Raw genomic sequence first — 18,410 nt, forward strand, 5'->3', positions numbered from 1 at the left:
CGCTCGCCATCGGAAAGAGTGAAGAGAACCCATCATGCTGATGAAACGTGTTTGCATCGCCACGCTGAACCTGATCTTCCGCCTTGCCGCCCCCGTCGCCGCGCTGGCGGCCGGCGCTTCCGCGCACGCGCAATCGTCCGTGCAGCTGTACGGCATCGTCGACGCATGGGCCGGCTACCAGCGCGTTCCCGGCAACCCGGGCGCCGCGCAACAGGGCGGCGGCGGGCTGTCGACGTCGTTCTGGGGCTTCGGCGGCCAGGAGGATCTCGGCGACGGCTACAAGGCCGTGTTCGCGATCGAAGGCTTCTTCCGCCCGCAGAACGGCCGCTTCGGCTCGTTCGACGGCGACCCGACCTTTTCCCGCAATGCGTACGTCGGCATCGCGTCGCCGTACGGCGCACTCGCACTCGGGCGGCAAAGCAGCCTGCTCTACCTGCAATCGGCGAAATTCAATCCGTTCTACGCGTCGTTCACGTTTTCGCCGACGATCGTCCAGCTTTACTCGAGCCTCGGCACCTACCCCGGCTTTCCCACCGACCAAGGCATTCCGGGTGGCACGTCATGGAGCAACGCGATCCAGTATTCGACGCCGGATTTCAGCGGCCTGAGCGGCGCGGCGATGTACGCGCTCGGCAACCAGGCGGGCGAGAACGGCGCGAAGAAATTCGCGGCGCAGGCGCAGTTCGTGCGCGGCGCGCTCGCGATCGGGGCCGTCTATCAGTACCTGAACTTCAGTTCCGCGCCGGGTGACCTCGGCAAGCTGCTGAAGGGCTTCAGGAGCCAGACGGCCGCGCAGCTCGGCGCGTCGTACGACTTGCGCATCGTGAAGCTGTACGGCGAATACACGTACCTCGGCAACACGCTGGCGGGCGGCAATTTCCACGTGAACATGCTGCAGGGCGGCGTGACAATCCCGGTCGGCATCGGCCGGATACTCGCGTCGTATGCGTATTCGCGCGACAACAGCGCGCTCGACCAGGCGCGCAGCACGGCGTCGATCAGCTACGACTATCCGCTGTCGAAGCGCACCGACGTGTATGCCGGGTATCTGTACGACCACGTGTCGAACCTGTCGAGCGGTTGCACCTACGGCGCGGGGATCCGGACGCGGTTCTGACGGTGCCGGTTGCACTGCCCGTCCGGGCAGTGCGCGATGGCGTCATCGCGCTGCGCAGATGATCGTTGTCACGCATTGACAGCGTCGTTTTTTTCGCGACGTACGTCGGTCACGAATCCTGTTGCTTCTCCGGCCGGGCCACGGCGAACCAGCCCACCAAGGCGGCGGCGACCCAGCAACACGTGACCATCAGGTCGAGATCCATCCAGCTCTCGAAATTCGCACTGTTTTCGAAACTGCAGCGCTGATGGCCCCTGACCCAGACGCAGCCGCTGATGAGCTGCTGCACATGCATGTAGACGTTGAAGACGGCGAAGGCGGAAGCAATGACGGCGACCCGCAGGCGTATGCTCTTTTTCATTGGCGCTGAAGGCGTGGGATGAACCTGCCGATCTTAAGCCAACGATGGCGGGCGACGCAATTGATCCGGTATCGTCCCGATTGACCGGCACGCATAATCGACTGTCAACATCGCAACGACAACGGGGAGTGCCCATGACGAAGCAGAACACGGTCGCACTGATCGTCGATCCCGACAGCGGCGAGCGGATTCGCGACATCGCCGCCGTCGCATCGCATACGTGGGTCGTGACGAGCGCGGTGAACGATGCCGTGGCCGCCCGGATCCGGCATGCGTTACCTGCGCCGACCGGGCAGGCCGCCGAAGGGAGCGTGACCACGTTCCTGCGTGACGGCGACGATCGTGAAAGCTGGTGTGCCGGCATACTCGATGCCGTGGACGAACATCACAACGAGAGATCCCATCACGGCGGTTACGCGATTCTGGAAGTCTACGGCACGCCGTTTTCGGAGCGCCTTCGGCAGGACTTGTCGGCGCTCGGGTTTGCGCGCTTTGCGTCGACGGCCGAAGGGTTTCGCGCGCTCAAGCCAGGCGCGGGACGCGATGATTGACGGGCGGCCTCCGCCCCCCGCTCACCCGTCGATCGGCCTGATCGTCCTCAAACAATCCGCCGCAAGCTGCTGATAAATCCGCGTGCCGTTCGCCTTCGCGTCGATCTCCGCGTCGCTCAGCCGCCGCACGACGCGCCCCGGCATGCCCGCGAGCAGCACGCCGCGCGGCACGTCGTAACCGGCCTTCACGAACGCGCATGCGGCGACGATCGTCGTTGCGCCGATCGTCGCGCCGTCCATCACGACCGCGTTCATCCCGATCATCGTGTCGGGCTCGAGCGTCGCGCCATGCACGATCGCGCCGTGGCCGATGTGGCTGTTGACGCCGAGCCGGCACGTCTCGCCGATCCCGACATGCAGCACGCAGCCGTCCTGCACGTTGCTGCCCTCCTCGACGACGATCGCGCCGAAGTCGCCGCGCAGGCTCGCATGCGGGCCGATGTAGCAGCGCGCGCCGATCGTCACGTCGCCGATCACGACCGCGCTCGGGTCGACATACGCGGACGGATCGACGCGCGGGCGCATTCCGTTGAACTCGAACAGCGGCATCGGTCAGAGCGCCGCGGCCGCTTCCGGCACGAGCGTGAACAGATCGCCGACGACGCCGTAATCGGCCACGCTGAAGATCGGCGCTTCCAGGTCCTTGTTGATCGCGACGATCACCTTCGAATCCTTCATGCCGGCCAGATGCTGGATCGCGCCCGAGATGCCCACCGCGATGTACAGCTGCGGCGCGACGATCTTGCCGGTCTGACCCACCTGGTAATCGTTGGGCACGTAGCCCGCGTCGACAGCTGCACGCGATGCGCCGAGCGCGGCATGCAGCTTGTCGGCCAGCGGCTCCAGCACCTTCGTGTAGTTTTCGCCGCTGCCGAGGCCACGCCCGCCCGACACGATGATGCTCGCGCTGGTGAGTTCCGGGCGATCCAGCTTCGTCACTTCACGGCTCACGAATTGCGACACGCCTGCATCCGGCGCCGCTTCGATCTTTTCAATCGCTGCGCTGCCGCCAACGGCTGCGACCGGATCGAAGCCCGTCGCGCGCACCGTGATGACCTTGACCGAATCGCCCGACTGCACCGTCGCGATCGCGTTGCCCGCGTAGATCGGGCGTTCGAACGTATCGGCCGAAACCACGGCCGTGATCTCGGAGATCTGCGCGACATCCAGCTTCGCGGCGATGCGCGGCGCGATGTTCTTCCCGGATGCCGTGGCCGGCGCGAGGATGTGCGAGTAGTTCTTCGCGACGGTCATCGCCGTCGCCTCGACGTTTTCAGCCAGGCCCGCTTCGAGCTGCGGCGCGTCGGCCAGCAGCACTTTCGACACACCCGCGATTTTCGCTGCTGCGTCGGCCGCGCCTTGCGCGCCGTGGCCCGCGACCAGCACGTGAACCTCGCCGCCGATCTTCTGCGCCGCCGCCACCGCATTCAGCGTCGCAGCCTTGATCGACGCGTTGTCGTGCTCCGCTATTACCAGAATCGTCATGTCCTTGCGTTCCCTGTTACAGCACCTTGGCTTCGGTCTTCAGCTTCCCGATCAGCGTCTGCACGTCCGGCACCTTCACGCCGGCAGCGCGCTTCGGCGGCTCGTTCACCTTGAGCACCTTCAGGCGCGGCGTCACGTCCGCGCCCAGGTCTTCGGGCTTCACGATTTCCAGCGGCTTTTTCTTCGCCTTCATGATGTTCGGCAGCGTCACGTAGCGCGGCTCGTTCAGGCGCAGGTCCGTCGTGACGACGGCAGGCAGTCGAAGCGACAGCGTTTCCGAGCCACCGTCGACTTCGCGTGCAACCGTTGCGTGCCCCTCGGCAATCACCACCTTCGACGCGAACGTCGCTTGCGGCAGACCCGCGAGCGCGGCGAGCATCTGCCCGGTCTGGTTCGAATCGTCGTCGATCGCCTGCTTGCCGAGGATCACCAGCTGCGGCTGTTCCCTGTCGACCAGCGCCTTCAGCACCTTCGCGACGCCCAGCGGCTCGACGCCGTCAGGCGATTCGACGAGGATCGCGCGATCCGCGCCGATCGCGAGCGCCGTGCGCAGCGTTTCCTGCGCCTGCGCGACGCCGACCGATACCGCGACCACCTCGGTCGCGACACCGGCCTCCTTCAACCGCACGGCCTCTTCCACCGCGATCTCGTCGAACGGGTTCATCGACATCTTCACGTTCGCGATATCGACGCCGGTCCAGTCGGATCTGACACCGACCTTCACGTTCGCGTCGACCACGCGTTTCACTGCCACGAGCACTTTCAACTGCTTGTCTCCTGTTCCGTTGCGCGCGCCGCGTTGCGTCAGCGCGCGGTATACCCGCCGTCGATCACGAGCTCCGCGCCGGTCACGTAACGGCCGGCCGGCGACACGAGATACAGGATGCCGGCGGCGATGTCGCGCGGGCTGCCGATCTTCGCCATCGGCACGTGCGTCTGCAGATAACCGAACACGTTGTCGGGGTCCTGACCCATCTGGCGGAACGCTTCCTCGAGCATCGGCGTCCGGATGTAGCCCGGGTGCACGGAGTTCGCGCGGATGTTCTTCGCCGCGTACAGCATCGCGTCGACCTTCGCCATCATCCGCACCGCGGCCTTCGACGCGTGATAGGCGGGCACGTCGGGACCGCCGACGATCCCGTACATCGACGACAGGTTCACGATCGATCCGCCGCCGGCTGCGTCGATGTGCGGAATCGCCGCGCGCGTGCACAGGAACACGCCGTTGACGTTCACGTCCTGCACGCGCTGCCATTGCGCGAGCGTGAGCTCGTGGGTCGGCACGTTGTGCCCTTCGATGCCCGCATTGTTCACGAGCACGTCGAGACGGCCGAAGCGCGCAACGACGTCGGCGAACACGCGCGACACGTCGGCTTCCTGCGTCACGTCGAGCGACCAGAACGCGGCCTGGCCGCCCTGCGCGCGGATTTCCTCGACCAGCGCTTCCGCCGGCTGCGACAGCACGTCGAGGATCGCGACGCTCGCGCCGGCGGCAGCCAGCACACGCGCCGTTTCCGCGCCGATGCCGCGCGCGCCGCCGGTGATCGCGGCCACCTTGCCGCGCAGGTCGAACAGTTCTTCGATCAGTTTCATCTTGTCTCCGTGTATTCAGACATGGCCACCCGCGTGCGGAGCGGCCTTGAAGGGCATCCGGCGTTATCGCGTATTCCGCGCCGCAAGAAAATCGAGGCATTCCCGATTGAAATAATCGGCGTGCTCCACCATCACCCAGTGGCCGCACCGGTTCATCAGCACGAAACGCGCGTCGCGGCAGCGTTCGAGGAATTTCAGCGCGCCGCCGACCGGGTTGAAGCGGTCGCCCGTACCCCAGAAACCGAGCACCGGGCTGCGCAGATCGCCGAGCGCGTCGGTCAGGTTCGGCACGCTCATCGTCGACAGCACTTCGGTCGGCTGCTCGACGCACACTTTCATCCGCTCGGCCACCAGCGCATCGGTGACGATCGCCGGGTCGTGCACGAGCAGCGTGAGCAGTTCGCGCATCGTGTCGTCATTCATCTGGCGATTGGTGAACAGCTTCACCATCCGCTGAATCCCTTCCATCCGGAAGTAGGTTTCGCGATCCTCGACGCCGCCCGGCGCCATCATGATCAGCCCGTCGACTTCATCCGGATAGTCGAGCGCATATTTCAGCGCGATCGCGCCGCCGAGCGAGTTGCCGAGCAGCACCGCCGGCCCGATCCCGAGCGCGGCCAGTTGCGCATGCAGCGCGCCGACGAAGAAATCGAGCGTATAGGCGACGTCGGACGGCTTCGACGACTGCCCGTAGCCGGGCAGGTCGACCACGATCGCGCGATAACCGGCCGCCGCGAACGCCGGGACGTTGTGCTTGAAGTTGCTGAAACCGCTGGCGCCCGGCCCGCTGCCGTGGATGAACACCACCGGCCGGCCCTCGCCCGCCTCGTAATGGTGCAGGCGCAGGCCGCCCGGTACGTCGGTGAAGATGCCGGCCGGCGGCGTCGTGGGGATCGTCATCGCGGGTTGTCTCCTTCGTCTGTCGATGGGTGCTTGCCACGATGATTGCGCCGCCGGCGCCGGCCGGCATCATCCTTTCAGACTACGAAGCCGCGCGCGCTTCTTCCTATCATCGGCCCACCGAAACGGAGGCTGACGATGAACGGATTCGACTACAGCGGCAAAACGGTGCTCGTGACGGGCGGCACCAAAGGTATCGGGCGGCGCATCGCCGAACGCTTTCTCACGGCAGGCGCGCGCGTGTTCGTCTGCGGACGCAGCGCGCCCGACACGCCGCCTTCCGGCGGCGGCCGCACCGCCGAGTTCGTCGCGGCCGACCTGCGCGACATCGAACAGGTCGACGCGCTGCTCGCGACGATCCGCGACGCGGCGGGCGGCCTCGACGTGCTCGTCAACAACGCGGGCGGCTCGCCGTTCGCGCTCGCGGCCGACGCGTCGCCGCGCTTCACCGAATCGATCGTGCGGCTGAACCTGATCGCGCCGCTGCAGCTCGCGCAGCGCGTGAACGCGATCATGCAACCGCAGCCGGAAGGCGGCGTGATGCTGTTCATCGCGAGCGTCAGCGCATCGCGCCCGTCGCCCGGCACGGCCGCGTACGGCGCGGCGAAGGCCGGCCTCGTCAACGCGGTCACGTCGCTCGCGGTCGAGTGGGCGCCGCGCGTGCGCGTGTGCGCGATCAGCCCGAGCCTCGTGCAGACGGAATCGGCCACCGAAGGCCACTACGGCGACGGCGACGCGCTCGATGCGATCCGCGCGACGATTCCCGCCGGACGGCTCGCGACGCCCGACGACGTTGCGTCCGCCTGCCTGTTCCTCGCATCGCCCGACGCGTCGTACACGTCGGGCGCGAACCTGCGGCTCGACGGCGGCGGCGAGCGGCCGGCGTTCCTGAGCGCCGCGCAATCGGCCGCGCGTTGAACCCTGCGATGCAAGCGGTGCAGGACGAATCGTTGCCAGTCCTAGGGAAGTCATCTAGTTCATTTCGACGATTCCCTGCTACCGCGATCTCCCTACTCTGCCTCTCACGACAACACACATAGACGACCGTCGTCGATACCCCCAAGAGGAGACACCATGCATCAACGGATTTCGCGCCGTACCGACAAGCGGGCAACCGCCACGCTGTCGACGCTGGCCGCCGCGCTGCTGACGTGCGCCGTTCCCAACGCGCACGCCGGCAGCACGATCGAGCTTGGCGCCGACACGACGCTGGACTACACGTTCACGCTCAGTTACGGCCTCGGCATGCGCACGCGTGCGCCGAGCGGCAATCTGCTGACGCCGGCGAACATCAACGGCGACGACGGCGACCGCAACTTCGCGAAGAACAAGCTGATCGAGAACCAGGTCAGCCTGCTCGGCGAAGTGAACCTGAAGCACGACGACTGGGGTGTGTTCGTTCGCGCCGACACGTTCTACGACCAGGCCTACCATCGCCCGAACAACAACGATGCGCCCGGCACCGTGAACCAGTCGGGCCAGTACAACAACTTCACGAGCGATGCGCGCTACTGGTCGGGCGGCCACACGACGCTGCTCGCCGCATATGCGTACAACACGTTCCACATCGGCTCGACGAGCCTGAACGTGAAGGTCGGTGACCAGGTCGTCGCGTGGGGCGAAAGCCTGTTCTTCCCGAACATCGCGGGCGCGCAGGGGCCGTCCGATGCGACCAAGTCGTATATGGCCGGCGCCGAGGTGAAGGACATCCTGCTGCCCGTGCCGCAGATCTCGACGCAATGGCAGATCACGCCGAGCTTCAGCCTGCTCGGCTACTACCAGTTCTCGTACCAGCAGAACCGGCTGACCGCGCCCGGCACGTACTGGAGCTACTCGGACGTCACGGGCCCCGGTGCGCAGTACATCATCGGCCCGGGCGGGATGATCATTCCGCGCGGCCCCGACGAGAAGCCGAGCGCACGCAACCAGTGGGGTATCGGCGCGCGCTTCCGCGTGCTCGGCGACACCGAGCTCGGCCTGTACTACCTGCACTACAACGACATGAACCCGAGCGTCGTGACGACGTACTTCCCGACGCTCCAGTATCAGCAGACCTACTTCAACAACATCAAGCTGACCGGCGCGAGCTTCTCGACGCAGGTCGGCCCGGTGAACGTCGCGGGCGAAGTGTCGTACCGCCAGGGCGCGGCCGTGCTCGTCAATACCGCGACGGGCCCGCAGTCGACGCGCGCGAACGTGTTGCAGACCAACCTGTCGGGCATCTACTCGATCGGGCCGAGCTTCCTCGCGAACTCGCAGTCGCTGATCGGCGAACTCACGTACGTGCATGCGGGCAGCATCTCGGAGCTCGACGGTTCGACGACGCTCGCGAATTCGCGTAACGCGCTCGCGATGGAGATCGCGTGGACGCTCAGCTACAAGAACGTGTTCAACGGCTGGGATCTCGACGTGCCGCTCACCTACACGCACGACCTGACCGGCACGTCGCCGCTCGCCGGCGCGCTCGGCTCGCTGACCGGCCAGGGTGACCACCGCGTGACGGCCGGCGTGACCTTCACGCGCCTGAGCAACCTGCAGCTGTCGCTCGTCTACGCCAAGTTCCTCGGTTCGCCGAACCCGGTCACGCGCCCGCTTTCGGACCGCGACTACGTGCTCGCCACGGCGACCTACCACTTCTGAGCGGCCCGGCCGCTCGTCACTCAGCAAGAGGATTGTCATGAAGCGAATTCGTCTCCCCCTCATGCGCGCGTCGGTGATCGCCGCGTGCGCGTTCGCCGCGACGGCGTCGTACCCGAAGGTCACGACGGACGACCTGAAGGCGCTCGACGGCCAGTTGACCCCGATGGGTGCGGTCCGCGCCGCGAGCAAGGACAGCAGCGTGCCCGAGTGGTCGGGCAAGTGGCTCGGCACGCCGCCCGACGTGCAGTACAAGCGCGGCAGCCGCTACCCCGATCCGTTCGCGAACGAGAAGCCCGTCGCGACGATCACCGCGGAAAACATGGCGCAGTACGCGGAGCACCTGACCGACGGTCAGAAGGCGATGTTCAAGCGCTATCCGGCCACCTTCAAGATCATCGTCTACCCGACTCACCGCGACTTCCGCTACCCGGATGCCGTCTACAAGGACATTCGCGCGTACGCGCCCGATTCGACGATGACGGCCGACTCGAACGGCCTCACGAACGCGCCGCCGACGGTGCCCTACCCGATCCCGAAAACCGCCGCCGAACTGCTGTGGAACCAGCGCTTCTCGTCGTCGATCGGCACCGAGCAGGCCACCTACGACCAGGCGGTCGTGTACTCCGACGGCAATATCGCGTGGGGCAAGGTGCGCTACGACATCTACTCGCCGCGCAACGTCGGCAAGTATGACGTGAAGAGCGACCTGAACAACCGCACGTACTACCGCAACGCGACGGAGCTGCCGCTGTCCGACCGCGGCTCGCTGATCGTCGGCTTCACGAACTGGGACAAGGCCGGCGCGGACAACTCGTCGCGCACGTGGATGTACAACCCCGGCACGCGGCGCGTGCGCCAGGCGCCGGAATACGGCTATGACCAGCCGCAGGGCCCGGGCGGCTTCCGTACGGTCGACGACGACCGCCTGTACAACGGCCCCGGCGACCGCTACGACTGGAAGATCGTCGGCAAGCGCGAGATCTACGTGCCTTACGACAACTACAAGGTGATGGACAGCTCGGTGAAGTACGGCGACCTGCTGACCAAGGGCCACGAGAACCCGTCGTATATCCGCTACGAGCTGCATCGCGTGTGGGTGCTGCAGGCGACGCTGAAGAGCGGCTATCGCCACCAGTACGCGAAACGCGTGCTCTACATCGACGAGGATTCGTGGCAATCGCTGCTCGCGGACAACTACGACGCGCGCGGCCAGCTCTGGCGCACCAACGTCGCGACGTCGCTGTACGCGTATGACGCGAAGGTGTTCTACCCGAGCGCGGTGTTCTTCCACGACCTGATTTCCGGCGCGTACATGGCCGACCGCCTGACCAACGAAGGCCCGATGCCGAAGCTCGACAACAGCCCGCAGTTCAACGAAGCGTACTTCTCGCCCGACGCGATCCGCAGTTCGGGCAACTGACCGGCGCGGCACGCCCGCGCCCCACGCGCCGGAGCCCCGCTCCGGCGCACGACGCCGCCCGCGACGGCGGCCTTTTCCATTCGAGGGCCCTTTCATGTCTTCCCGCTTGCATACGACGCTCGGCGACGAGCTGTACGCCGCGTGGCACGCGCGTGCGCCGGTCGCGCCGCTGTCAAGCCGCCCGCGCCGGCTGTCGCTCGACGACGCCTACCGCATCCAGCAGCGGTTCATCGAACGCCGCGTCGAACAGGGCGAAGCGATCGTCGGCAAAAAGATCGGCGTGACGAGCCAGGCCGTGCAGGACATGCTGAACGTGCGCCAGCCCGATTTCGGCATTTTGCTGTCCGGCATGCACTACGCGGCCGGCGAGGCGATCGCCGTCGATTCGCTGATCGCGCCGCGCGCCGAAGGCGAGATCGCGTTCATCCTCGCGCGCGACCTGCGCGGCCCCGGTATCGACCGCACCGACGTGATCGCCGCGACGGCCGCCGTCGCGCCCTGCTTCGAGATCGTCGATTCGCGCATCCGCGACTGGGCGATCCGCATCGAGGACACCGTCTCCGACAACGCGTCGTGCGGCGTGTACGTGCTCGGCGACGCGCGCGTCGACCCGCGCACGCTCGATCTCGCCGCCTGCGAGATGACGATCGAAAAGAACGGCGAGCCCGTCGCGCAAGGGCGCGGCGACGCGGCGCTCGGCCATCCCGCCGACGCGGTCGCGTGGCTCGCGAACACGCTCGCCGCGTACGACGTGCCGCTGCTTGCCGGCGAGATCGTGCTGTCCGGCTCGCTCGCGAAACTGATTCCGGTCACGGCCGGCGACGCGTTGTCGATGCACATCTCCGGCATCGGCAGTTGCGACGTCCGCTTTATCTAAAGGAACAATCCCGATGAAGAAAATCAAATGCGCGCTGATCGGTCCCGGCAACATCGGCACCGACCTGCTGTACAAGCTGCGCCGCTCGCCGGTGCTCGAACCCGTGTGGATGGTCGGCGTCGATCCGGCGTCCGACGGCCTCGCGCGCGCACGCGAGTTCGGCCTCAAGACCACCGACAAGGGCGTCGACGGGCTGCTGCCGCACGTGGCGGCCGACGACATCCGCATCGCGTTCGACGCGACGTCGGCCTACGTACACCGCGACAACTCCGACAAGCTGACCGCGCTCGGCGTGCGGATGATCGACCTGACGCCCGCCGCGATCGGGCCGTACTGCGTGCCGCCGGTGAACCTCGACGCGCATCTCGACAGCGCGCAGATGAACGTGAACATGGTGACCTGCGGCGGCCAGGCGACGATCCCGATGGTGTACGCGGTGTCGCGCGTGCAATCGGTCGCGTACGGCGAGATCATCGCGACGGTATCGTCGAAATCGGTCGGCCCGGGCACGCGCAAGAACATCGACGAATTCACGCGCACGACGTCCGGTGCGATCGAACAGGTCGGCGGCGCGCGCAAGGGCAAGGCGATCATCGTGATCAACCCGGCCGAGCCGCCGCTCATCATGCGCGACACGATCCACTGCCTGACCGACGGGCCGCCCGACGTCGACGCGATCACCGCGTCCGTGCATGCGATGGTCAAGGAAGTGCAGCGCTACGTGCCCGGCTACACGCTGAAGAACGGCCCGGTGTTCGACGGCAATCGCGTGTCGGTGTTCATGGAAGTCGAAGGGCTCGGCGACTACCTGCCGAAATACGCGGGCAACCTCGACATCATGACCGCCGCCGCGGCCGCCACGGCCGAGCGTTTCGCCGAACAGATGCTGGCCGCGACGGCCGCCACCGCTTGAGTTGAGGAGCCACGCAATGTCACTGGCAGGCAAGAAGATCACCGTACACGACATGTCGCTGCGCGACGGGATGCACCCGAAGCGCCACCAGATCACGCTCGACCAGATGCGCAACATCGCGCGCGGGCTCGACGCGGCCGGCGTGCCGCTGATCGAGGTCACGCACGGCGACGGGCTCGGCGGCGCGTCGGTCAACTACGGGTTCCCCGCGCATACCGACGAGGAATACCTGAGCGCCGTGATTCCGGAGCTGAAGCAGGCGAAGGTGTCGGCGCTGCTGCTGCCCGGCATCGGCACCGTCGAGCACCTGCGCATGGCGCACGCGCTCGGCGTCGGCACGATCCGCGTCGCGACGCACTGCACCGAGGCCGACGTGTCGGAGCAGCATATCGGCCTTGCGCGCACGCTCGGGCTCGACACGGTCGGCTTCCTGATGATGGCGCACATGTCGTCGCCCGAGCAGCTCGTCGTGCAGGCGAAGCTGATGGAGTCGTACGGCGCGAACTGCATCTACATCACCGATTCGGCCGGCCACATGTTGCCCGACGACGTGACCGCGCGCATCGGCCAGGTGCGCGACGCGCTGAAGCCGGAGACGGAACTCGGCTTCCACGGGCACCACAACCTCGCGATGGGCGTCGCGAACTCGGTCGCGGCGGTCGCCGCCGGCGCGAACCGGATCGACGCGGCCGCGGCCGGCCTCGGCGCGGGCGCGGGCAATACGCCGATGGAAGTGTTCGTCGCGGTGTGCGACCGGATGGGGATCGAGACGGGCGTCGACGTGTTCGCGATCTCGGACGTCGCCGAGGATCTCGTCGTGCCGATCATGGACGCGCCGATCCGCCTCGACCGCGATGCGCTGACGCTCGGTTATGCGGGCGTCTACTCGTCGTTCCTGCTGTTCGCGAAGCGCGCGGAAGCGAAGTACGGGATTCCCGCACGCGACATCCTCGTGGAACTGGGCCGGCAACGGCTCGTCGGCGGGCAGGAGGACATGATCGAGGACGCGGCGCTGACGATGGCGCGGGCACGGGAAGTGGCCGCGTAATCGAACGCGACCGGCATCCGTCCGGAAGCGGTGCGAAACGGGGCGACAAGCCCCGTTTTCTTTTTGACGGATGGAGACGGCGCGGCGGATCGCTGCGCCGGGCATGCCGGTTGTGCACGCCGTTCAGCCGGCCGCCTCCCCCGTCAGCGGTGCTTCCCGCCGTGCCGCCGTTGCCGATGCGCGGCGCGCGCCTGCAGCAGCACCGGCATCAGTTCCTCGATGTATTGCCGCGCCTGCCCGCGCGTGACGATCTCGCTGAAGCGCTGATGGGCCTTGTCGTGGCCGACCAGCGCCGCATGCGCCTTCTTCAGGATGTGCAGATACGCGATCAGGCTCGTGCCGTCGCGCACGGGCAGCGCGTCGCGCGGGTCCGGGGCCGGGGTCGTGTTCATGTTCCGATCCTTTGCGGGCAATCGGTGCGACAGGTGGTCGTCACGAGCGCCAGCAGGTCGTTGGCGAGACGGTCGCGATCGGTCAGCGGCGCGAGCCCGAACAGCCGCCCGAGCGTCGCGGCCACCGATGCATGGTCGTACGGTGTGTGATCGACCTGCCCGGCCGCGACCCACGGCGAAATCACGATCGCCGGCACGCGCACGCCGTACACGTCGAACCCGAAGCCGCTCGCGTTCAGCGTCGCGGCTGCGCCGTCGTTCGGCGGCGGCGCGGCGCCCGGCCGGACCGAATCGTAGAAGCCGCCGTGCTCGTCGTAGACGATCACGAACAGGCTGCTGTTCCATACCGGCGAATTGCGGATCGCGTTGTACACGCGCGCCGCGAGCTGGTCGCCGCCGGCCAGCCCGTCCATCGGGTGCTGCGAGCTGCCGTTCTGGTAGGTACCGTGCACGATGTCGCCGTAGCCGGGCTCGATGAACGTATAGCGCGCCGTGTAGCCCGCCGCGAGATCGGCTTCGAAATGCGCGAGATCGTCGACATCGAAGAAGCTCACGCCCTTCAGCGACGCGACCTGCGGCACGTGGCCGAGCGGATCGCCGGTCTGGTCCTGGTAGATGCGCCAGTTGTCGTCGCCGAGCGCGCCGAAGATCGAGCCCTTCGGATAGGAGAAGCCGTCGACCGTATCCCACCCGCCCATTTCTTCCTTGGTCGGCGAATGGTCGAGCCCGGCCGACGACGCGCCGTGCAGGAAGAACCGGTTCGGCCAGGTCGGCCCCGGCATCGATGCATGCCACGCGTCGCACAGCACGAACGCGTTCGCGAGCGCATACAGCGACGGCGCCTGCGTCTCGATACTGGCCCCCTGCATGATCTTGCCCGCGTCGACCGGCTGCGGCGGCGTGCCTTCGGAGTGCGACGTCGCGTAGTTCGACACGAAGCCCGAATTGCCGACCGGCGGATAAGCCTGCCCTTTCACGAACGGCACACCCGCGCCGCAGAGCTGTTCGAGCACGTCGGTGAATTCGTGGCACGGATCGGTCGGCATCCGGTCGGGCGCGCCGCCGCCGAACGGGTAGACGGCGCCGCCATACGCGTTGCTGTCGCCCGGCGACGCGGCGACGATGTCGGCGATGCCCGACAGCGCGAACAGGTGATCGAACGAGCGGTTCTCGAGCATCAGCACGAACACGTGCTGGATGCGCGCCTGAACCGGCGGGGATGCGGGGGCTGCGTCTGCACTCATGGCGCCTCCTGGCGTCGCACGACGAATGTCCGGCCGGCACGATCGCGGAGCATCGAGCCGGAGACGCCGGGCCGGGCGCGCCAAAGGCGTTTGAAAGAACCTGAAAGGCATTGAAAGCAGCGCGCGCGGGCCGCGAATTGCCGACGAGTGTACGGCCGTGCCGGTCCGCACGTAAAGCCGCGCGCGAAGCGTGTCGCTGCGCGCGCATTCAGGCGCGCTCAGGCTTCGGCCTGGGCGGTTTTCAGCGTGACGACGTCGCGCCGCGGCGGCGCGCCGAACATCCGCGCGTATTCGCGGCTGAACTGCGACGCGCTTTCGTAGCCGACGCGATACGCGGCCGTTTCCGCGTTCGCCGCGCCGGTCACCATCAGGTGCCGCGCTTCCAGCAGCCGCAACTGCTTCTGGTACTGCAGCGGCGTCATCGACGTCAGCGCCTTGAATTGCCGATGAAACGCCGACGCGCTCATCTGCGCGACGGCGGCGAGATCCTCGACGCGGACGGCCTCGGCAAACTGACCGCGCAGCGCGTGGATCGCCGCGACGACGCGCTGTGCATGGCCGTTGGCGAACACGACGCGCGACACTTCACCGCCATGCGGGCCCGCGAGCAGCCAGTAGCAGATCTCCCGCATCACGAGCGGCGCGACGACCGGAATCGCCGCCGGCGTATCGAGCAGCCGCATCATCCGCAGCACGCAATCGGCGAGCGGCCCGTCGAAATCGGTCACGCACACGCCATGACCGATCGGCGCGGCCGGTTGCGACGGCGCGTCGAGCCGTTCGAGCACGTCGCGCATCATCGCGGGATCGAATTCGAGCACGATGCCGAGAAACGGTTCGGTTTCGCTCGCCTTGACGACGCGGCTCGTCGCCGGCATCTCGACGCTGACGACGAGCGCGCGGCCGGGCCCATAGTCGTAGCGACGCCCGCCGAACGTCGTCCACTTCGCGCCCTGCACGACGACGCACAGCGCCGGTTTCATGATCAGCGGCGCGGGCAGCTTCTCGCGGTTGGCACGCAGCAGGATCAGCCCGTCGATCGCGGTCGCGAACGGGCTGTCTTCGCCCGGCGCGCCTGTCAGGCGCGCGACGCGCTCGATCAGTTCGTCCGACATGGTGCGGCCCTCCGTATCCCGATTTCCGGATGGTACACGTGGCGCCGCGCGCGCCGGGGCGGCCGGGCAGGATCAGGCAAGAACGCGGCCGGTTCCGGCATTCAGCGGGCGCGGCCGCCGCCGTACGCTTGCCGCTGTTCGTCACCGCCTTCGACCAGGAGCCCAGCATGACTGCAGCACATCTCCCCGCTTCATCCCCGAAAATCGCCGTCGTCACCGGCGGCAGCCGCGGGCTCGGCCGCAATACGGTGCTTCATCTCGCGCAGCGCGGCGTGCGCTCGATCTTCACGTACCGGTCGAACCGCGCCGAAGCCGAGCATGTCGTCGCGCTGAGCGCCGACGCCGGGCAACCGGCCATCGCGCTGCCGCTCGATACCGGCGACACCACCACGTTCGAGCGTTTCGCCGGGCAGCTGCGCGACGCCCTCTCGCGCTACGGCGCCGACCGTTTCGATTTCCTCGTCAACAACGCGGGCACGTCGCATCACGCGCCGATCGCCGAGACGACCGAAGCCGATTTCGACGCGCTCTATCGCGTGCATTTCAAGGGCGTGTTCTTCCTCACGCAGACGCTGCTGCCGCTGATCCGCGACGGCGGCCGTATCGTGAACGTCTCGTCGGGCCTCACGCGTGTCGCCGTGCCCGGCAGCGCGGCCTACGGGTCGATGAAGGGCGCCGTCGAGGTGCTGACGCGCTACCTGGCGAAGGAACTGGGCCCGCGCCGCATCGCGGTCAACGTGGTCGCGCCGGGCGCGGTGGCGACCGATTTCAGCGGCGGGATGGTGCGCGACAACCCGGAGGTCAACCGGTGCATCGCGGAATGGACGGCGCTCGGCCGCGTCGGCGAACCCGACGACATCGGCGCCATGATCGCGTCGCTGCTGTCGGACGACCATCGCTGGGTCAATGCACAGCGCATCGAAGTGTCGGGCGGGATGGCGCTATAAGCGTTGACTTTCGCCGGTCGGCCCGATACGATCGATCCACTTTCAAGACGCCCTCCCGGTCCGCCGGGAGGGCGTTTCGTTTTGGTTCCCGGACCAAAAGGAAACCACTTGAAATGAACCCTATCGACACCCTCGCCTCGCACCCGAACGGCGGCTACGACGGCCTCGGCTACCTGCGGCACGGCACCGGCCCCGAATGCGTGATGGTCATGCACGACTGGCTCGGCGACCGCACCAACTACGCGGCGCTGCTGCCGTATCTCGACGAAACGGCCTTCACGTACGTGTTCGTCGACCTGCGCGGCTACGGAGCATCCATCCACCTGAGCGGCGCCTGTACGGTCGACGAAATCGCGGCCGATTGCCTGGCGCTCGCGGACCATCTCGGCTGGCAGCGCTTTCACGTGATCGGCCATTCGATGACCGGCATGGCGGCTCAACGGATCGCCGCCGACGCGCCGTCGCGCATCAAGAGCGCGATTGCCGTGTGCGCGGTATCGGCGGCCGGCAACCGCCTGAACGACGACGCGCGCGCATTCTTCGCGAGCACGACCGTCGACGACGAGGCGTTTCGCCGGCTCGCGCGATTCGTCACGGGTGGGCTGTCGGCGCGATGGGCCGACGTGAAGCTGCGGCAGAACCGCGAACGCGTGGCGCCGGGTTGCCGGCTCGCGTATCTCGACATGCTGACGGGAACGGATTTCGTCGACGACATACGCGGGCTCGACACGCGCTTTCTGGTGATCGTCGGCGACAAGGACCCGGGGCTCGACGCAGCGGCGATGCAGGCGACGTTCCTGGCGTGGCATCCGAACGCGCGGCTCGTGACGATGCCGAATTGCGGGCATTACCCGATGCAGGAATGTCCGCCGTATTTCGCGATGGTCGTCGAGGATTTCCTGCGGGACGCGACCGCCTGAGCGTGCCATACACGCGCGGCGACCGGAGAAGGCTGTACTGGCCGCCGCGGCGCGATCACGCCGCCGGCGACCGATGAACGACACGGCATGTGCCGTTCATCCGGTTCGTCCGGCCGTGTGGCCGGACGGGATTCGATCGGCGCGGTGCGGCGCGCGATCGTTGCCGCTTAGCGACGCGGCTGGCCGCTTCGCGGCGGACGCGGGGAATTCGCGTCCTTGTGCCGGAAGTTGATACGGCCCTTGGTCAGGTCGTACATCGACAGTTCCAGCGTCACGCGGTCGCCCGCGAGAATGCGGATGTGGTTCTTGCGCATGCGGCCTGACGCGTACGCGCCCACCACCACGCCGTTTTCCAGCGTGACACGGTATTTGCTGTCCGGCAGCACTTCGTCGACGATCCCGTCGAGTTCCAGCAGTTCTTCTTTTGCCAAACCAATTCCTCCAGACAAGGTGATTGACCGCGGCCGCGGCGATCTGCCGGGCGCCGTTTCCCGCAACGGGACGGCGGCCGGCAGGCTGCCGGGTATCGGTTCGTTCAGACGGGCCACAGGCACGTCTTGCGATCGGAGCCCGGCGCGTTGCGGCGTTCGGGCGGTCAGTGGCGGCGGCGCGATGAGCGCCGCGCAAGTCGGGACCGCGCCGGCTACTACAAGCATGGCGGCGGTCTGCTCGGGTTGATGCGTTGAAGCGGTGATGCGCTGGCGAAGCAGCGAGCGCTTCGCGAGGGCGTTGCGTCGCACGCCGGTCAGGCATGCGATGAGGGAGGCGTCACGACCGATGCATCGTGAATGACGCGATGCATCGGTCGTGCGCATCGGAATCGCGCAGGCCACCGGAAAAACGGCGCCTGCGAGAAAATCCATCCGGCAGCGGCAGCCGATTGGCGG

General features: G+C 67.2%; 20 protein-coding genes. 10 read left to right on the top strand and 10 right to left on the bottom strand.

Annotated features, from left to right (window positions below; all coding sequences use genetic code 11):
• Window positions 1-40 precede the first annotated feature (40 nt).
• The gene (locus BBJ41_RS21285) at window positions 41-1,117 is read left to right on the top strand and encodes a porin (RefSeq protein WP_069750304.1); all 1,077 of its coding nucleotides are present in this window, start codon (window positions 41-43) and stop codon (window positions 1,115-1,117) included.
• Between the two features lie 109 nt (window positions 1,118-1,226).
• Here BBJ41_RS21285 and BBJ41_RS21290 read toward each other — a convergent pair whose 3' ends face one another.
• The gene (locus tag BBJ41_RS21290) at window positions 1,227-1,478 is read right to left on the bottom strand and encodes a hypothetical protein (RefSeq protein WP_069748301.1); all 252 of its coding nucleotides are present in this window, start codon (window positions 1,476-1,478) and stop codon (window positions 1,227-1,229) included.
• Between the two features lie 134 nt (window positions 1,479-1,612).
• On the opposite strand from BBJ41_RS21290, the gene BBJ41_RS21295 reads away from it, so the two are divergent.
• Window positions 1,613-2,029 carry a hypothetical protein gene (locus BBJ41_RS21295; protein ID WP_069748302.1) on the top strand — a complete coding sequence of 139 codons (417 nt, stop codon included), beginning with the start codon at window positions 1,613-1,615 and terminating at the stop codon, window positions 2,027-2,029.
• 21 nt (window positions 2,030-2,050) lie between these two features.
• On the opposite strand, the gene BBJ41_RS21300 is transcribed toward BBJ41_RS21295, so the two are convergent.
• The 5 genes from BBJ41_RS21300 to BBJ41_RS21320 form a co-directional block, all read right to left on the bottom strand.
• Window positions 2,051-2,578, bottom strand: coding sequence for an acyltransferase (locus tag BBJ41_RS21300; protein WP_069748303.1), 528 nt, complete (start codon window positions 2,576-2,578; stop codon window positions 2,051-2,053).
• 3 nt (window positions 2,579-2,581) lie between these two features.
• Window positions 2,582-3,514, bottom strand: coding sequence for an electron transfer flavoprotein subunit alpha/FixB family protein (locus BBJ41_RS21305; protein WP_069748304.1), 933 nt, complete (start codon window positions 3,512-3,514; stop codon window positions 2,582-2,584).
• A gap of 16 nt (window positions 3,515-3,530) precedes the next feature.
• Window positions 3,531-4,280, bottom strand: a complete 750-nt coding sequence (locus BBJ41_RS21310; protein WP_069748305.1) for an electron transfer flavoprotein subunit beta/FixA family protein — start codon at window positions 4,278-4,280, stop codon at window positions 3,531-3,533.
• Window positions 4,281-4,318: 38 nt separating this feature from the next.
• Window positions 4,319-5,107, bottom strand: a complete 789-nt coding sequence (locus BBJ41_RS21315; RefSeq protein ID WP_069748306.1) for an SDR family NAD(P)-dependent oxidoreductase — start codon at window positions 5,105-5,107, stop codon at window positions 4,319-4,321.
• Window positions 5,108-5,170: 63 nt separating this feature from the next.
• A complete protein-coding gene (locus BBJ41_RS21320; protein ID WP_069748307.1) occupies window positions 5,171-6,007 on the bottom strand; it encodes an alpha/beta fold hydrolase in 837 nt (278 codons plus the stop codon).
• 138 nt (window positions 6,008-6,145) lie between these two features.
• On the opposite strand from BBJ41_RS21320, the gene BBJ41_RS21325 reads away from it, so the two are divergent.
• The 6 genes from BBJ41_RS21325 (at window position 6,146) to dmpG (ending at window position 12,905) form a co-directional block, all read left to right on the top strand.
• Window positions 6,146-6,925 (top strand): SDR family oxidoreductase, encoded by a 780-nt coding sequence (locus BBJ41_RS21325; protein WP_069748308.1) that lies wholly within the window; start codon window positions 6,146-6,148, stop codon window positions 6,923-6,925.
• Between the two features lie 156 nt (window positions 6,926-7,081).
• Window positions 7,082-8,647, top strand: a complete 1,566-nt coding sequence (locus BBJ41_RS21330; RefSeq protein ID WP_069748309.1) for a DUF1302 domain-containing protein — start codon at window positions 7,082-7,084, stop codon at window positions 8,645-8,647.
• A gap of 37 nt (window positions 8,648-8,684) precedes the next feature.
• Window positions 8,685-10,067 (top strand): DUF1329 domain-containing protein, encoded by a 1,383-nt coding sequence (locus BBJ41_RS21335; protein WP_069748310.1) that lies wholly within the window; start codon window positions 8,685-8,687, stop codon window positions 10,065-10,067.
• 94 nt (window positions 10,068-10,161) lie between these two features.
• Window positions 10,162-10,944, top strand: a complete 783-nt coding sequence (dmpE, locus tag BBJ41_RS21340; RefSeq protein ID WP_069748311.1) for a 2-oxopent-4-enoate hydratase — start codon at window positions 10,162-10,164, stop codon at window positions 10,942-10,944.
• 13 nt (window positions 10,945-10,957) lie between these two features.
• Window positions 10,958-11,857, top strand: a complete 900-nt coding sequence (locus tag BBJ41_RS21345; protein ID WP_069748312.1) for an acetaldehyde dehydrogenase (acetylating) — start codon at window positions 10,958-10,960, stop codon at window positions 11,855-11,857.
• 16 nt (window positions 11,858-11,873) lie between these two features.
• The gene (gene dmpG / locus BBJ41_RS21350; RefSeq protein ID WP_069748313.1) at window positions 11,874-12,905 is read left to right on the top strand and encodes a 4-hydroxy-2-oxovalerate aldolase; all 1,032 of its coding nucleotides are present in this window, start codon (window positions 11,874-11,876) and stop codon (window positions 12,903-12,905) included.
• 143 nt (window positions 12,906-13,048) lie between these two features.
• On the opposite strand, the gene BBJ41_RS21355 is transcribed toward dmpG, so the two are convergent.
• The 3 genes from BBJ41_RS21355 to BBJ41_RS21365 all read right to left on the bottom strand — a co-directional run bounded on the left by BBJ41_RS21355 (window position 13,049) and on the right by BBJ41_RS21365 (window position 15,656).
• Window positions 13,049-13,297, bottom strand: a complete 249-nt coding sequence (locus BBJ41_RS21355; protein ID WP_069748314.1) for a hypothetical protein — start codon at window positions 13,295-13,297, stop codon at window positions 13,049-13,051.
• Window positions 13,294-14,541, bottom strand: a complete 1,248-nt coding sequence (locus tag BBJ41_RS21360) for an alkaline phosphatase family protein (RefSeq protein ID WP_069748315.1) — start codon at window positions 14,539-14,541, stop codon at window positions 13,294-13,296. Before BBJ41_RS21360 ends, BBJ41_RS21355 begins: the two co-directional genes overlap by 4 nt.
• Before the next feature lie 218 nt (window positions 14,542-14,759).
• The gene (locus BBJ41_RS21365) at window positions 14,760-15,656 is read right to left on the bottom strand and encodes an AraC family transcriptional regulator (protein WP_069748316.1); all 897 of its coding nucleotides are present in this window, start codon (window positions 15,654-15,656) and stop codon (window positions 14,760-14,762) included.
• Between the two features lie 167 nt (window positions 15,657-15,823).
• Here BBJ41_RS21365 and BBJ41_RS21370 point away from each other — a divergent pair, with 167 nt between their 5' ends.
• Both BBJ41_RS21370 and BBJ41_RS21375 read left to right on the top strand, forming a co-directional pair.
• Complete coding sequence (locus BBJ41_RS21370; RefSeq protein ID WP_069750305.1) at window positions 15,824-16,603, top strand: SDR family NAD(P)-dependent oxidoreductase; 780 nt, start codon at window positions 15,824-15,826, stop codon at window positions 16,601-16,603.
• A 113-nt stretch (window positions 16,604-16,716) separates the two neighbouring features.
• A complete protein-coding gene (locus tag BBJ41_RS21375) occupies window positions 16,717-17,523 on the top strand; it encodes an alpha/beta fold hydrolase (protein WP_069748317.1) in 807 nt (268 codons plus the stop codon).
• 167 nt (window positions 17,524-17,690) lie between these two features.
• On the opposite strand, the gene infA is transcribed toward BBJ41_RS21375, so the two are convergent.
• Window positions 17,691-17,954 carry a translation initiation factor IF-1 gene (gene infA / locus BBJ41_RS21380; RefSeq protein WP_027780754.1) on the bottom strand — a complete coding sequence of 88 codons (264 nt, stop codon included), beginning with the start codon at window positions 17,952-17,954 and terminating at the stop codon, window positions 17,691-17,693.
• Window positions 17,955-18,410 lie beyond the last annotated feature (456 nt).

It is taken from the genome of Burkholderia stabilis, assembly GCF_001742165.1.
Classification (GTDB): Bacteria; Pseudomonadota; Gammaproteobacteria; order Burkholderiales; family Burkholderiaceae; genus Burkholderia; species Burkholderia stabilis.

Coding starts and splice junctions, on each gene's coding strand:
- BBJ41_RS21285 (WP_069750304.1), top strand. CDS start 41: ATGAAACGTGTTTGCATCGCCACGCTGAACCTGATCTTCCGCCTTGCC.
- BBJ41_RS21290 (WP_069748301.1), bottom strand. CDS start 1,478: ATGAAAAAGAGCATACGCCTGCGGGTCGCCGTCATTGCTTCCGCCTTC.
- BBJ41_RS21295 (WP_069748302.1), top strand. CDS start 1,613: ATGACGAAGCAGAACACGGTCGCACTGATCGTCGATCCCGACAGCGGC.
- BBJ41_RS21300 (WP_069748303.1), bottom strand. CDS start 2,578: ATGCCGCTGTTCGAGTTCAACGGAATGCGCCCGCGCGTCGATCCGTCC.
- BBJ41_RS21305 (WP_069748304.1), bottom strand. CDS start 3,514: ATGACGATTCTGGTAATAGCGGAGCACGACAACGCGTCGATCAAGGCT.
- BBJ41_RS21315 (WP_069748306.1), bottom strand. CDS start 5,107: ATGAAACTGATCGAAGAACTGTTCGACCTGCGCGGCAAGGTGGCCGCG.
- BBJ41_RS21320 (WP_069748307.1), bottom strand. CDS start 6,007: ATGACGATCCCCACGACGCCGCCGGCCGGCATCTTCACCGACGTACCG.
- BBJ41_RS21325 (WP_069748308.1), top strand. CDS start 6,146: ATGAACGGATTCGACTACAGCGGCAAAACGGTGCTCGTGACGGGCGGC.
- BBJ41_RS21330 (WP_069748309.1), top strand. CDS start 7,082: ATGCATCAACGGATTTCGCGCCGTACCGACAAGCGGGCAACCGCCACG.
- BBJ41_RS21335 (WP_069748310.1), top strand. CDS start 8,685: ATGAAGCGAATTCGTCTCCCCCTCATGCGCGCGTCGGTGATCGCCGCG.
- dmpE (WP_069748311.1), top strand. CDS start 10,162: ATGTCTTCCCGCTTGCATACGACGCTCGGCGACGAGCTGTACGCCGCG.
- BBJ41_RS21345 (WP_069748312.1), top strand. CDS start 10,958: ATGAAGAAAATCAAATGCGCGCTGATCGGTCCCGGCAACATCGGCACC.
- dmpG (WP_069748313.1), top strand. CDS start 11,874: ATGTCACTGGCAGGCAAGAAGATCACCGTACACGACATGTCGCTGCGC.
- BBJ41_RS21355 (WP_069748314.1), bottom strand. CDS start 13,297: ATGAACACGACCCCGGCCCCGGACCCGCGCGACGCGCTGCCCGTGCGC.
- BBJ41_RS21360 (WP_069748315.1), bottom strand. CDS start 14,541: ATGAGTGCAGACGCAGCCCCCGCATCCCCGCCGGTTCAGGCGCGCATC.
- BBJ41_RS21365 (WP_069748316.1), bottom strand. CDS start 15,656: ATGTCGGACGAACTGATCGAGCGCGTCGCGCGCCTGACAGGCGCGCCG.
- BBJ41_RS21370 (WP_069750305.1), top strand. CDS start 15,824: ATGACTGCAGCACATCTCCCCGCTTCATCCCCGAAAATCGCCGTCGTC.
- BBJ41_RS21375 (WP_069748317.1), top strand. CDS start 16,717: ATGAACCCTATCGACACCCTCGCCTCGCACCCGAACGGCGGCTACGAC.